This is a genomic window from Paenibacillus pabuli NBRC 13638 (assembly GCF_001514495.1).
Classification (GTDB): domain Bacteria; phylum Bacillota; class Bacilli; order Paenibacillales; family Paenibacillaceae; genus Paenibacillus; species Paenibacillus pabuli.
Window position 1 is genome coordinate 69,664 of the sequence record NZ_BCNM01000009.1, and the last position, 14,033, is coordinate 83,696.

The 14,033-nt window shown below is 45.2% G+C and carries 13 protein-coding genes; 6 read left to right on the forward strand and 7 right to left on the reverse strand.

The window, feature by feature from the left end; translation table 11 throughout:
* Positions 1 to 110: 110 nt before the first annotated feature.
* Complete coding sequence (locus PPA03S_RS13680; protein ID WP_062324015.1) at positions 111 to 287, reverse strand: H-type small acid-soluble spore protein; 177 nt, start codon at positions 285 to 287, stop codon at positions 111 to 113.
* A gap of 2 nt (positions 288 to 289) precedes the next feature.
* Entirely contained in the window at positions 290 to 586 is a 297-nt protein-coding gene (locus PPA03S_RS13685; RefSeq protein ID WP_157284149.1) for a hypothetical protein, read from the reverse strand.
* A 198-nt stretch (positions 587 to 784) separates the two neighbouring features.
* Here PPA03S_RS13685 and ku point away from each other — a divergent pair, with 198 nt between their 5' ends.
* The 5 genes from ku (at position 785) to ligD (ending at position 6,121) form a co-directional block, all read left to right on the forward strand.
* Entirely contained in the window at positions 785 to 1,696 is a 912-nt protein-coding gene (gene ku / locus PPA03S_RS13690; protein WP_062323746.1) for a non-homologous end joining protein Ku, read from the forward strand.
* A 269-nt stretch (positions 1,697 to 1,965) separates the two neighbouring features.
* Entirely contained in the window at positions 1,966 to 2,838 is an 873-nt protein-coding gene (locus tag PPA03S_RS13695; protein ID WP_062323747.1) for a VOC family protein, read from the forward strand.
* Between the two features lie 198 nt (positions 2,839 to 3,036).
* The gene (locus PPA03S_RS13700) at positions 3,037 to 4,134 is read left to right on the forward strand and encodes a GerAB/ArcD/ProY family transporter (protein WP_062323749.1); all 1,098 of its coding nucleotides are present in this window, start codon (positions 3,037 to 3,039) and stop codon (positions 4,132 to 4,134) included.
* 65 nt (positions 4,135 to 4,199) lie between these two features.
* On the forward strand, positions 4,200 to 5,156 hold the full coding sequence (locus PPA03S_RS13705) for an ATP-dependent DNA ligase (protein ID WP_062323752.1): 957 nt from the start codon (positions 4,200 to 4,202) through the stop codon (positions 5,154 to 5,156).
* Positions 5,157 to 5,230: 74 nt separating this feature from the next.
* Complete coding sequence (gene ligD / locus PPA03S_RS13710; RefSeq protein ID WP_062323754.1) at positions 5,231 to 6,121, forward strand: non-homologous end-joining DNA ligase; 891 nt, start codon at positions 5,231 to 5,233, stop codon at positions 6,119 to 6,121.
* A 62-nt stretch (positions 6,122 to 6,183) separates the two neighbouring features.
* Here ligD and PPA03S_RS13715 read toward each other — a convergent pair whose 3' ends face one another.
* A complete protein-coding gene (locus PPA03S_RS13715; protein ID WP_062323755.1) occupies positions 6,184 to 7,092 on the reverse strand; it encodes a YitT family protein in 909 nt (302 codons plus the stop codon).
* Between the two features lie 345 nt (positions 7,093 to 7,437).
* Positions 7,438 to 8,877 carry a cardiolipin synthase gene (gene cls / locus PPA03S_RS13720; protein ID WP_062323757.1) on the reverse strand — a complete coding sequence of 480 codons (1,440 nt, stop codon included), beginning with the start codon at positions 8,875 to 8,877 and terminating at the stop codon, positions 7,438 to 7,440.
* 374 nt (positions 8,878 to 9,251) lie between these two features.
* Between cls and PPA03S_RS13725 the strand changes: the two genes are divergently transcribed.
* Positions 9,252 to 10,610, forward strand: coding sequence for a hemolysin family protein (locus PPA03S_RS13725; protein WP_062323758.1), 1,359 nt, complete (start codon positions 9,252 to 9,254; stop codon positions 10,608 to 10,610).
* 94 nt (positions 10,611 to 10,704) lie between these two features.
* Here the strand turns inward: PPA03S_RS13725 and PPA03S_RS13730 are convergent, their stop codons facing one another.
* The 3 genes from PPA03S_RS13730 to PPA03S_RS13740 are packed head-to-tail and all read right to left on the reverse strand — an operon-like array spanning position 10,705 to position 13,861.
* On the reverse strand, positions 10,705 to 12,288 hold the full coding sequence (locus PPA03S_RS13730) for an alpha/beta hydrolase family protein (protein WP_062323760.1): 1,584 nt from the start codon (positions 12,286 to 12,288) through the stop codon (positions 10,705 to 10,707).
* 52 nt (positions 12,289 to 12,340) lie between these two features.
* Positions 12,341 to 13,441 carry a DUF1648 domain-containing protein gene (locus tag PPA03S_RS13735; RefSeq protein ID WP_062323762.1) on the reverse strand — a complete coding sequence of 367 codons (1,101 nt, stop codon included), beginning with the start codon at positions 13,439 to 13,441 and terminating at the stop codon, positions 12,341 to 12,343.
* Between the two features lie 24 nt (positions 13,442 to 13,465).
* Complete coding sequence (locus tag PPA03S_RS13740; protein ID WP_062323764.1) at positions 13,466 to 13,861, reverse strand: GntR family transcriptional regulator; 396 nt, start codon at positions 13,859 to 13,861, stop codon at positions 13,466 to 13,468.
* Between the last annotated feature and the right edge of the window lie 172 nt (positions 13,862 to 14,033).

The following is a 14,033-nucleotide window of genomic DNA, read 5'->3' on the forward strand; positions in this document are numbered from 1 at the left end:
AAGGATAGGAAGCAGAATGGAAGCTGGCCTCGCGTCACAGGAACGACAAATAAACCGGCACCTTGCGGCACCGGCTACGCTTGGACATCTTCAAGCCTCTTTGTTTCTCTTTATTCTTCCAAACGGTCTACACGTACCGTCTGGGTATTTCCCGGTCTGCTACCCACCTGCACCGTTGCCATGCCGTTCGCTTCATCCACATTTTCAATCCAGACAGGATCTCCTTCCAGCGAAACTGCAATCGTATCCTTGGAATCAAAAATGGCTTTTGCGCGTTTTACATCCATCATTATTCATACTCCCCTTCCGGATCTTCATGAGATTCACGAACCATGCTATCTGTTGTACTATCACCAATATAACCGTTATCTTCCGTAACTTGTCCTCCGCCCAGTCCCTCATTCACCATGCGATCAATGTCCAGCATGAACGACTCTCGGTCAAGCGGCAGCTCTTCCGAAGTAATAGCCTCCCAGTTGACCGCTGCTGCCGGTGTATGAAAATCCTCAGACCCTTCCGAGTCGGCACGGGGATACGGGGAGAACGTGCGGGCATGAGCTTCAGCTTCATCTCGTTTGTTCTTCACAGGTGCACCTCCTGACGTGGTACGTAATAGTTGCAGCATCATCCCTTTATTGGTTAGCATTTCACATGCAGACCCAGGGATGTTTCGTTTATCATCCCCCAGTCTGTCTGAACCATACAGTTCCATGGAAATATGGTTATCCCGTCCGCCAAATGCCTATACTATTGAAAAAAAGGTTCACGGAAAGGAGCCGCCCTCATGCATACGGTCTGGAAAGGTGCGATCAGCTTTGGTCTGGTTCATGTGCCTGTCAAAATGTTCTCGGCTACCGAAGACAAAGATATCTCCATGCGTTATATTCACAAAGTCTGCGGCAGTCCACTCGCTTATATACGCAAATGTCCTTCCTGCGATGTTGAGGTTCAATGGGAAGAGATCACCAAAGGATATGAGTATGAAAAAGGCAAATTCGTCCTGTTTGAAAAAGACGAGCTTGAGGCTTTAAATGATTCCAGCAGTAAAACCATTACCATTCTGGATTTTGTGGATTTAACCGAGATAGATCCCATCTATTTTCAAAAAACGTACTATCTTTCCCCCGATCAAGCGGGAGGTAATGCCTACCAATTATTAATGACAGCCATGCGAGACACCGGCAAGATCGGCATCGCCAAAATCTCCATTCGTTCCAAGAGCAGTCTGGCTGCAATCCGTGTTCTGGAAGACTGCATCTCTATGGAAACCATTTTTTATCCGGACGAGATTCGTCCCGTCGCTCAGGTTCCCAACCTGCCAGAGGTTTTGAACGTGAACGAAAAGGAATTGACGATGGCCAAACTGCTGATTGACCAGTTATCCACCCCTTTCGAACCTGGTAAATATACAGATGACTACCGTGCCAAACTGCTGGATCTGATCAATCACAAAGTGGCAGGCGAAGAGATCAAAATTGCCCCGGCCAAACCGGAAGCCAATGTTATGGATCTGATGGCTGCGCTGCAGGCAAGTATCGAAGCCGTGAAACCCATTCCTGCCGATCCTGGAACGACTACAGCCAAACCCAAGAAACGCGCTCCGAAAAAAACGTCCGAACAGGCAACCGCTGTGGGTGATACTGAAGCTCCTGCCCCTGTCAAAAAAAGGAGAGCAGCTCCAAAGCCCAAGGCATAAGTTATCGAAGCTGCCGAGCCCTTAAGAAAATTGCTTTATACTCCATATTCAACATTGGAGATCCGGCCATTGCCGGATTTTTGTTTTGCACGAAAAATGCGATTGACGAAAGTTGATTTATATTCTATATTAACTTATGAAAAGTAACTTATTTATAAATATACAGCTTAGTTCCGCTTTTATATGATTTGTCTCCATATAATAACCTTATTTCATGACTTATGAGAGAACCAGCCTATACCCTAAACTCTTTTCAGGAGGAAACCATTATGACTTCCACTTATCAAATTCCTGCTACAACCCATCTGGGTGAAGTAAGCCTGCGAATCAGCAATCTGGAGCGATCCATTCAATTTTATACTCAAATTGTCGGACTGAAGGTGCTTGAACGCAGCGAAAAAGTTGCTACAATGACAGCCGATGGAGTGCATACTCTTCTGCGCCTTGTGGAGCTTACCGATGCCGTGACGATGCCTGTTCGCTCCACTTCTGGCCTGTATCACTTTGCCATCCTGCTGCCTGACCGCAAGTCATTGGGCCTTGCCCTCCGTAATCTGGCTGAATCCGGTATCGAAATTGGCCAAGGGGATCATCTGGTCAGTGAAGCGTTCTATATTTCGGACCCGGACCAGAACGGAATTGAAATCTATGCAGACCGTGCACGGGACACCTGGAAGCGAGATGCGGATAATAACTACATCATGTCAAGTGATCCCGTTGATGTGGAAAGCCTGTTTGCTCTAGCCGCAAACGAGCCATGGCAGGGCCTGCCTGCCGGAACAATCATTGGCCATGTTCATTTCCATGTGCGCAGTCTGGAGGAGTCACGTCGTTTCTATACAGGTGTGCTTGGTTTCGATATCGTGGGCAACTTCGCCAATATGTCGGCCCTGTTTGTTTCCGCAGGCGGCTATCACCATCACATCGGGCTGAACATCTGGGCTGGTAACGGCGCACCTGTCAATCCGGACAACGCTACAGGGATTGACTACTTTACCATCCTCTACTCGGGAAATGAGCAATTGGAGCAGGCTGTGGAGCAACTTCGCCAATCAGGTGCAACTTTAGAACAACAAGGTGGCAGCTGGTTTACTGTAGATCCGCAGAATATCCGTATTCGCCTTACTACAACGAGCTATTAAGCCAAATTTCAAGTCCCCCGAAGCTAGCTTATAAAGCGAATCGATTCCTGCACTACCTAATCTGGCCCAGAGCCTGTCTTTCTCCATGTACCCTTGGAGCAAACAGTCGCCTGGGCTTTTTGCATGCCTGTTTATAAAACTGGAGAAATTGGTGCATCCTAACCAAATACCCAGATAGACATGCGGAGGAGAACCCATATGATTGAAAAGGGGCGTTTAACGGTCCGACAACTGGCTTCATTGATGTTCTTATGCACCATCGGTGAGCAGATTATTGTCTTCCCCTCGATGATCACCTCATATGCACATCAGGATGCATGGTTGTCTGCATTATTGGGTGTTGCTGGAGGAACCGGGGTAATATCCATTATGCTTATTACATACAAGCTGCAACCCCGGATGAATCTGATTCAACATGTACTGGAAACGCTGGGACCCTGGATCGGTGCTTTCTTCAGCTGCTTTTATTTATTCTATTTCCTGATAGGTACCTCCGCGTTCATAAGAGAAATCGGTGATTTCATGACGACCCAGATCCTGCCTGAATCACCACTCATGATTGTGAATTTGCTCTTTCTTTGCACTCTTGTCTGGGGACTCTTCTCCGGTCTGGAACCCATAGGCAGGAGTGCCGAGGTGTTCCTCCCCTTGATCGTGCTGTTTCTGCTTATATTAACGGTCTGTCTGTTCCCGCATTCACATTTGGATAATATCAAGCCAGTCCTTGCAGAAGGCCTCCTTAATCCCTTCAAAGGCTTTGTCGCTGTGCTTACCTATCCGTATTGTCAATTGTGCATCTTTCTTATGCTTTTTCCGTACGCCAAAAAAGAAACGCATTGGGAAAGAGATATCCTTCTGGTAGCCATTATAGGCGGACTGATGCTTACCCTGACGCTAGCCATCTGTCTTCTGGTCATGGGACCATTCATGACAGAGCACCACTGGTTCGCAGCATTTAATCTGTCTCTGAAGATCAATATCGGCAACTTTTTGCAGCGAATCGAGGCCTTTATGGCGTCCGTCTGGATCATTGCCGTCTTTTTCAAGAGTGTTCTGTTTTTTTACAGCTTTATACTCGGAGCCACGTATCTCTTCCGGTTGTCCAGTTATCGTCCGCTCATCTTGCCTGGTGCCCTGTTGATTCTGGCCCTGTCCATTCTTATCGCCCCCAATGAAAATTTCTATCTCAAGTTTGTTATCCCCTATTGGATAGATTGGGATCTGACATGTGGTATTGGAATTCCCTTGCTGCTCATAACGATACATAAATTGAAGGCCCGTTTGCGAAAGGGTTAGCTTGCACAATTCCACCTGGAGGATCATCTCCGGCGCAGATTTAACACTAGAGAGGAGTACAGTACATGTTCAATCCCGTGGTTCCTTTTGAACCCGTATCCCGGGATGTTATCCCTACCGGAGAAAACTGGATTGCCCAGATCAAATGGGATGGGGTCCGCATGCTTGCTTACGAAGATGGGCAGGGTATTCAGCTGATCAACCGCAAGCTGCACAATCGAACGGCACAGTATCCCGAACTGGTCCTGCCACGTAATCTGTGCACGGTCCCTTCCTATATTTTGGACGGAGAGATTATTGCTCTTGACCCGGATACAGGGAAGCCTTCCTTCTACCACGTCCTCCGGCGGGATCGCATGAGCAGACCGGATGGCATCGCCCAGGCTGTAAACCAGATTCCGGTGACTTATATGGTGTTTGATATTCTGTACTGCGATGGAGTCTGGGTCACAGATCAGTCTCTTGCCCATCGCCAACGTTTGCTTCATCAAGTACTGAATCCTGCTCCCCATGTTCAGGAGGTGACCAATTCGTCAGATGCCGACGCTCTGCTCACTGTCATGAGGCAGCACCAGATGGAAGGGATTGTATGCAAAGACCTTTCCAGCGCCTATGGAATCAACGGCAAAGATCCACGCTGGCAGAAGGTTAAGATCATGCATGATCTGTATGCCATGATCGGTGGCGTCACCTACCGCAGCGGGATCGTCAATGCCATTGCAGTCGGTGTATACGATGGTCCCAACTTTGTCTATATTGGTCATGTTGGCACAGGTAAGCTGAACTCGGACACTTGGCGTGAGCTTACCGAAAAAGTGAAGCCTCTCATTCGCAAGGATCGACCTTTCCATAACGAGCCGGAGCGAAGCGCAGAGACGACATGGATAGAACCACGAATCGGTGTCAAAGTGCAATTTATGGAACTGACACACCATCGGACATTACGTCACCCCAGTATCCAGACTTTTGCTTCTGTAACCCCTGAGGAGTGTCAGGCCAGTCAGCTTATTTTTGAACGATAGTTTCCAAGTTCGATCCCGCCCGAGAAAATTTAGCCATCGGATACGAGAGTGGTTCACTACAGGAGGTGTTCTTCATGGCCCATACGGTAAAGGGCACTATTACGATTCATGGAATGGAACTGACCGTGACCAATCCAGACAAACTGTTATGGCCCGAAGCAGGTGTAACCAAGGCCATCTATTTGCAAAAACTGGCTGCACTGGCACCTTATCTACTCACCTACACTCGAAATCGGCTTCTCACCACGATACGTTATCCACATGGTGCAGGCGGTGAATTTTTTTATCAGAAAAATGCCCCTGAACCTGTTCCTGATTTTGTGCGAACTGAAATGCACGAGGGAATACGATACGTGGTGATGAACGAACTTCCAGACCTGTTATGGCTCGGCAATTTGGCCGCCCTTGAGTTTCACCCTTCCCTGCATGCGGTAGGCAGCCATCTGCCCTGCGAGTGGATGATTGATCTGGATCCTTCCCAGGAAGAGGAACCTCGCATCATGCAGGCTGCTCTGATCGTGGGGGAAACCCTAACTTCTCTTGGTTTAAGATCGATACCGAAAACCTCTGGTGCCACAGGTGTGCAAATTATTGTTCCCATTCGTCACGGTGTTACCTTTGATGAATTGAGGGATATTGGTCATTTTGTAGGAAAATACGTCACTCAGAAACATCCGGATCTATTCACACTGGAACGACTCAAAAAAGATCGGGGTGACCGTATTTATTTTGATTACCTTCAGCACTACGGAGGCAAGACCCTTGCAGCTCCCTATACACCCCGCGCCAAGTCTGGCGGTACGGTCTCTACCCCGCTCACATGGGATGAAGTCCGTGCCAACGTTTCGATCAAGGATTATCATCTCATGAACATCGTGGAACGTCTGACGCAGACGGGAGATTTGATCGCAGCAGTCGAGCCTCAGCCTGTTGAGCTGATTATTCAGCATTTAAAACAAAAATAGCCGGTCCCCTCAAACCAAGAGGCCGGCTATCTTTATGTGTGGATTACGTTCGATGAGACTCGCTAATGGATACCTTTTTTCTTGAAACGTCCACCCTTCACATCATGAATGTTACCGATCGCCACAAAGGCTTGCGGGTCCCAATCCTCAACGATGGACTTCAGCTTCGCTTCTTCAAGACGGGTAATCACTACAAAAATGATTTTCTTCTCATCTCCGCTGAATCCGCCTTCTCCATCCAGGTAAGTAACTCCACGACCGAGACGATCCGTCAAGGCTGAACCAATATCACGATACTTCTCACTGATGATCCATACGGATTTGGACTGATCGAGTCCTTCGTTCACAATATCAATCATCTTCATCGCAATATAATAAGCAATCATGGAATACAGCGCATTCGGCCAGCCGAATACAAAACCTGCACCTGCGAATATAAATACGTTAATGAACAGTACGATCTGTCCTACAGACAAAGGTGATTTTTCACTTAGGAGGATGGCTACAATCTCCGTACCATCCAATGACCCACCAGACCGGATAACGAGACCCACACCCACACCCAAGATCAATCCGCCGAATACGGCTCCGAGCAGCGGTTCACCTGGCGTCAATGCAGGAACCTTGTGTAGCAATGTTGTTCCAATGGACATTACAACGATCCCAAGCAGTGTAGATAACGCAAACGTTTTACCAATTTGCTTGTAGCCCAGAATCAGGAAAGGCAAGTTGAGCAAGGTCAGGAATATCCCGAGTGGCAGATGCGTAAGCTCCGACACCATAATCGAGATCCCTGTTATTCCACCATCAATAACACCATTCGGCACGAGAAATACTTCGAGTGACACAGCCATCAGTGCAGCACCGACCAGAATCATCACAATACGTTGCAGCAGCTTCAGTGTAAACACCGAGCTCTTTACATTGCGGTCCGGCTTGGATGTTAGTTCTTTAACCGTTACATTGGACATGGTATCCCCCCCATTTTGATCAGTATGTGAATCCATTTCATATATCATTTAAGTACCGAGAGGAACTCCAGCATATAGAAGAACAATCGTCCCGATTCTATACGCACCCTGCATTAAAAGCACCTAAAGGCTATATGAAATGTATTCAAGTATGTCTTAATTCCGGTTGATACTTTCCAAAGAGAGCAAAAGGGAGCCTGTTTTCCCGCAGACTCCCCTCCTTCGCCAAGACATAATTTATATAACTATTATATCATAAAAGATCAAATTTGAGCAAAATAGTTAGCAAAAAGAAGATAAATTCACAAAAAGTGAATTTATCTTGAGAAATCCGCCCTAAATCGGCTAAAGCAGCGGAGAAAGCATGCGAGAAAGCATTTCGGCCCCTTTTTGCCACCGAGAACGCTGCTGGAACACCTTCACGTTAATCTGACTGCAATCATCCAGATCCCGTTCAAAATCTTCTGTGAGTCGTTCCATGGATGATGCCTCAAACAACACTGCCGTCAGCTCAAAATTGCAGAAAAAACTGCGCATATCCATATTGGCTGTACCTACCGTCGCAAGCAAATCATCCACAATCAAAACCTTGGCATGTACGAAACCTTTACGGTATTGATAAAATTTTACTCCGGCTCGTAATAATTCTTCGACATACGATAACGAGGCCAGATGGACAAGCCGGGAATCCGATTGATACGGGATGATAATCTTTACATCGACCCCGCTGACGGCAGCTGTTTTGATCGCTTCATACAGAGCAGGGTCTGGTATAAAATAGGGTGTTGTAATGTATATGCGTTCGCAAGCTACAGAAATCGCACCAAAGCACATTTCCTGAATCGCATCCCATTCCTGGTCCGGCCCGCTGGCCAGAACCTGAATTCTTTCTGTTCCACTGCAAATATGGGGCGGGAACAGCTCTGTTAACTGGGGTTCCGTAATCTGCTCGCCGGAGGCCAGTTTCCAGTCATTCAGGAACGTATTTTGCAGGAAATATACGGCATCTCCTTCAATCTGCACATGGGTATCCCGCCAAAATCCAACCTCGGGATACTGCCCAAGGTAATCATCTCCAACATTCATTCCACCCACAAACCCAATCCTTCCATCCACCACAACAATTTTACGGTGGTTTCGGTAGTTAACTCTCCGATCAATCGTTGCAATAAGCGGTGGTAGAAAGTAATGGAACTCTACGCCAGCATCCTGTAAATTGCGGATAAAACTTCCGCTCATTTTATGGCTGCCCAGTCCGTCGCATATGAAACGCACGTTAACGCCTTCTTTTGCTTTGCGGATCATGACTTCCTGAAACTTTGTACTGATGACATCATCACGGAAAATATAAAATTCAACATGGAGATGATGCTCTGCCTGTTCCATTGCCTTCAGCATGGCTGTAAATGCCTCTTCACCATTCGTGAGTACTTTACTCTTGTTGCAGCCCGTAATCGGACTCTCAGACAGGCGTGACAGGAGGTTAAACAAACGATGCTGATGGTTGTATCGGCTGCCGGACATCTGACTGGCATTCTCGATAATATCGGCCTGTTTCCAGATCGTTTCCCGTATTTCCCGAAAGATTCGCGAACCGGCTTTACGGACCTTCTTGCGTTTGTTGTAGTCCTGGGCGACAAAATAATACACAACGAAGCCGATCAAAGGCACACAAAATAAAATAAACAGCCATGCCACAGCTTTCGCGGGATTGCGGAATTCCAGCAAGAGAATGGTGGCTGCCTGAAAAGTAAATACGAGCAGTATAATGACCAGCCAAAACATTCGGCTTCCTCCTCATGGCAAGGTTTAATCTTGCCGTTCTCTCTCACTACATAAGCTTTGACGATAAAGCCTTTAACTAATCATAGATACCCAATGTTAGCCCCTTTCGTAACGTTTGCTTAGATAAAATTTTACATACGAACCTCGGTTATCCATGGTGATCAGCAGGTCAAGCTATGCTCTGTCGGTGTATATTCGGACTGTGTTATCTTCTACATATTATTATTTCAAGTCAGCAAATGAGCAATGCAGCGCACTTTTGAGCAATTCCCCTTCCAGACTCTTCCTGTTTTCTTGTCGAGAGGTGGTCTTCTTACGTAAAATTAGATATAATATTCGTTAAAAACTTATTACCTAAAGGAGAAGAGCAGTGAATGGAAAGTGAGAGGTATGCGATAAATTTAGTAATGGTTGCGTTTTTGATAGGACTTTCGGCGTTTTTTGTTGCAGTGGAGTTCGCTCTGGTGCGGGTTCGACCGAGCCGGATCGACCAAATGATTGCAGAAGGAAACAAGCGTGCGCTGGCTGTTAAACAGGCCGTCGCCAATCTGGATGGCTATTTGTCTGCCTGTCAGTTGGGCATCACGATTACATCTCTCGGACTGGGCTGGCTGGGTGAACCAACGGTTGAGAAAATTCTCCACCCTGTGTTTGAAAGCATGAATATCCCTGAGGCAGTTTCTTCATTCTTATCATTTGTTATTGCGTTTGTTGCCATCACGTACTTGCATGTGGTCGTTGGTGAACTGGCGCCTAAAACGATAGCGATCCGCAAAGCCGAAGCCGTTGCTCTGTTTACGTCAACACCTATCATCTGGTTTAACCGAATTATGTATCCTTTTATCTGGCTGTTAAACAGCTCAGCGAATCAACTGGTCAAGCTGTTCGGAATCAAACCTGCATCTGAACATGAAGATGCGCATTCGGAAGAAGAATTACAGATTATTATCAATGAAAGCTTTGAGAGTGGAAAGATCAATCAGGCCGAGTTCGGATATGTAAGCCGGATTTTTGCCTTCGATGAGATGCTTGCCAAAGAAATCATGGTGCCCCGGACTGATATGGTCTGCCTTTATGTGAATAGATCAAACGAGGAAAACCTGGAGATTATTCGTGAAGAGCAATATACCCGTTTTCCGGTTGTTAATGAGAGCAAAGATGATATTATCGGTATCATTAATACCAAACAATTCTTCCTGGAGTTATACGGAAACGACGAGCCTGTCGATCTGTCTTCTCTGATTCAGCCGGTATCGGCTGTTCACGAAACAACTCCAGTAAAGGACTTGCTTAAGAAAATGCAGAAGGATGGTGTACACATCGCCGTGCTGGTCGATGAGTATGGAGGAACTTCCGGAATTGTAACGATTGAAGATGTACTTGAACAGATTGTCGGTGAAATTAGGGATGAATTTGACGCAGACGAAGTGGAAGATATTCAGGTCATCAATGAGAACTATGTAATTATGGACGGCAAGGTATCCTTGTCTAAGGTAAACGACATGTTCATGTCCCACCTGGATGCGGATGAATGGGATACCATTGGTGGATGGCTCTATAGTCATCGTCCTGAGATGAATGAACAGGAAGAATATGAGTTCGAGAATCTGACCTTCGTTTTGCTGGAAAAAGACAAGAATCGTTTCTACAAAGTCGCCGTTGTTCCTAAGGAACCACTGACCATGTCCGATTACACCGATGAAGACGAGAAAGAGTCCAATTGGGCTAAATAAAGCAAATTTATAAATAAGAAGAGGAGCACTTGCCTATATTGGTAAGTGCTCCTCTTCTTATTATTTCCCGCTCCATGTGTTACTCTTCTCCATGTTATTTTAATACCCACTTCGCAATATCATCGATAATGGCTTTGGAGACATTAGATGGCTCAGCGTACTCTTGACCAATCGAAAGTCCATCATAGCTGGATAAAATATGATTTACCTTTGGATAGCTACTGTACGTTACATTGGAATGACCTTGAAGAGCCAATTTCCAGTTTTGGAATTGCTTCATAGACACCTGCACATCATTTTCGCCTTGTATAATAAGCATTGGGGTATTTTGCGTTTTAGCCAGTTCCGCAGGCACATAATCTCTCTGCTCAAACCACCAATAAGCAGGTTGGAGTGGAAACGCCTCAGGAAGATGATCTACAGAATATTTAGGATCCTTAACGATCGCAGCAACATTTTTATAAAAATCAGCTTGCCCTTTAATAATCTCAGTGTCTAAGCCAAGCCGCTTCATCCGATCTACCAATTCGTCCTGCTGCTCGGTAAGCACATCCACAAAGCTACTACTTGGTGCAGCAAGTAGTATACTTCCTGCAATATCATGTTGTTTATCCTCAGCAATGATTAACGGTAATGCAAACCCGCCTTGACTATGTCCAGCTACAAAAATCGCTGTAGAATCAATATGTGTATTCTTTTTGAGTAATTCTACTGCATCGTTTACCTGATCTACGCTTTCTTGTTTTAATGTGAATTTAGGCTGTGAAGCGACCTTATAGGTATGCTCATACGTGACCTTATCGTATCTTAATACAGCAACTCCTTGTGAAGCTAAACCTACCGCAAGATCGCGAAATGGCTTTGCACCACCAATGGCAGCATCTTGATTGTTAGGCCCGGATCCATGTACCAGAATGACAACCGGGAAAGGTCCCTCTCCCTTTGGTAAAGTTAGTGTCCCTGGTAAAGCCAAATCACCCTGACCAACCGTAATGTCTTGTTCTGTATAAGCAGATGGGTCGTCGTAGCTTGGTTTTTGATACACATTTGGAGCAGCAGCGGCAATATACAAGTCATCCACAAGCCCGTTATGATTCATTCTGACCGTAATATTTATACGAGTAAGCTCTGTTTTAAACGTATAGGTGACATTGCGATGCACTGTGTTATTTTCTACGTGTTTAGCTATGGCTTTACTTGTCATTTTACCATTTTGACCTTCTAGTGATGACCATAGCTGACTCAACAACGTAGGTGACAACACTCCACTCACAGAGGTATGAACATATTTGGCGGCTTCCTCGCCATCGCCCTCACTTATAAGTGAAATGAATATATCCTCAGGCGCTGCCTTCAGCGTCTCGGTAAGAAATCCTCCATCCATAAAGGTAACTCCTTTCGTTAACTGAACAGGATTGTCTAAGGATATGACTCGCCCATTCACAATCGCCTGTTTCTCTCCTACCTTAACTACAATGGTAAGTTCATTTTTTCGTATTGTGATTTGTCCTGTTTTTTGTTGCCAAGAAACCTCTCCCCCATTCTTTTCTGCAATCTCACGAATAGAAACTAGATTTTCACTACCAGCGGGTTTTTCAGGGGCTGCTGAGATGGATGTCACTGGCAGGATGAGACATACGAAAGTAAGAGAAAGTAATAGCTTTTTCCAATGGTTCATCGTAATAACTCCTTCTAATTCATTTTTATGATATGCATAGATCTATGAGCATTTATTGGCTCAGGGCTATACTTATAACAACAATAGCAATGATGAATAAAACAATGACCCAAGATAGTGGACGAGCGAAGTTATTGGTCCAGCCTATTCCATAACGCTTTTCTACGGTTAAAGAAGGATCATTGGCATTGAAGTAAATAAAACCAAGTTTCCAATAATCATCGTCGTTCACCGGCTGCTCCTTAGATCGTTTGCGCTCCTCTTGATGACTCCAAATTTTCCCACCGCCTTGTCTGCCTGTGAGAGACAGCAGTATAGCGCCTAACACGATCACCACAGGGATGGTGAAGCTAATAGCTGTTAACAAGACCAGATTAGGGACAAACATATTCATCTGAATGACGGCAAATAAAATGGTAAGAAGCAACCCTGTTATGATCGTAAATAGGGACCATTTACGGCGGAATTGAATATTTTCAGCAGCAAACTGGACAGGATTAGACGCAGTAAGCTGTTGTTTGCTTGTTTTAATACTCCAGTTCACCAACATCATAAGTGCAATGATTCCTAGCTGTACAAGATTAACAGCCAGTACCGAAAGGTAGGTTTTAGGCACACTGGAAGTGACATTGCCCTGAAGATCATATTTTATTGGAATGACGTTAGGTAGTTCCTTATAATTCAGGATCGAAATGAACGCAATGGCTGCAATAATAGCAATGTGAATGAGAAACCAATAGTTGGAATAGGTGAGCTTATTTTGGCGGAAGGTGGTATCAATTTTAACTCTTTGAGGTGCTTCTACAGTTGTAAGTGTTCCTTTTATCTTTTTCATCTTGAAATGAAATAATATGTGTAGTGCTGCCCAGTACACAATGAATATCATTGTGCTAACACCGGTAATCATTGCGGTAGAATCTTCATTAGCAGATCGGAGTAAATACAGACAGACAAGGATAACCATCCCGTTTCCGACCAGACTTACTGCCGCAAACGTACTCCGCAGCTTACGTAAGATTGGTGTGTAGTAACTATATTCACTTACCGTAACCCCAAAGCTAATGGTTTCCCTTGTCATATATGGTGCAAAGGATAGAAGTAAGCCTAATGGGGCAAAGATTAAGATGACAGGTAATATACTAAATAGCTGCATACATAACACACTCCCTTGATTCCTTTATTCTTTGTTGTGACCCATCTTTACATCATCATAAATTTGATCTAATACCGCAGATAGTTCCTCTTTGGTCATTCCGCGACATATCGCTTCGGCAATAATCGGTCTGAATTCGCTTTGCTGCTTTTTCAAAAAATCATCCGTTAAATCAGGCATTCCATCAGGGTTTACTACAACTCCCTTTTGTCTATGAACTAGAATGTATCCATCTTGCTTGAGCAGTGTATAAGCCTTGTTGACCGTGTGAAGGTTAACTCCAATATCTGCCGCCAAATTCCGAACCGAAGGTAGCGCCTCACCTAGCTGTAGCTCACCACTAGCAATGCCTTCGATAATTTGATAAACAAGCTGCGAATAGATGGGAAGTTCGGATTGCATATCCAGTTGAATAATCAAGAGTTCACCTTCTTTTTGTTATCTGTTATATATCAAGTATAACAGGTATAACATGAGTGAGCAATATGTATGAAAAAAAGCCGCGTATTAATGGCGAGGGCAAACTTACCTGACCCTTCACCATTGATATGCGGCTTATTCTGATGAGCTTATCTATGTGATTCAAGAACAA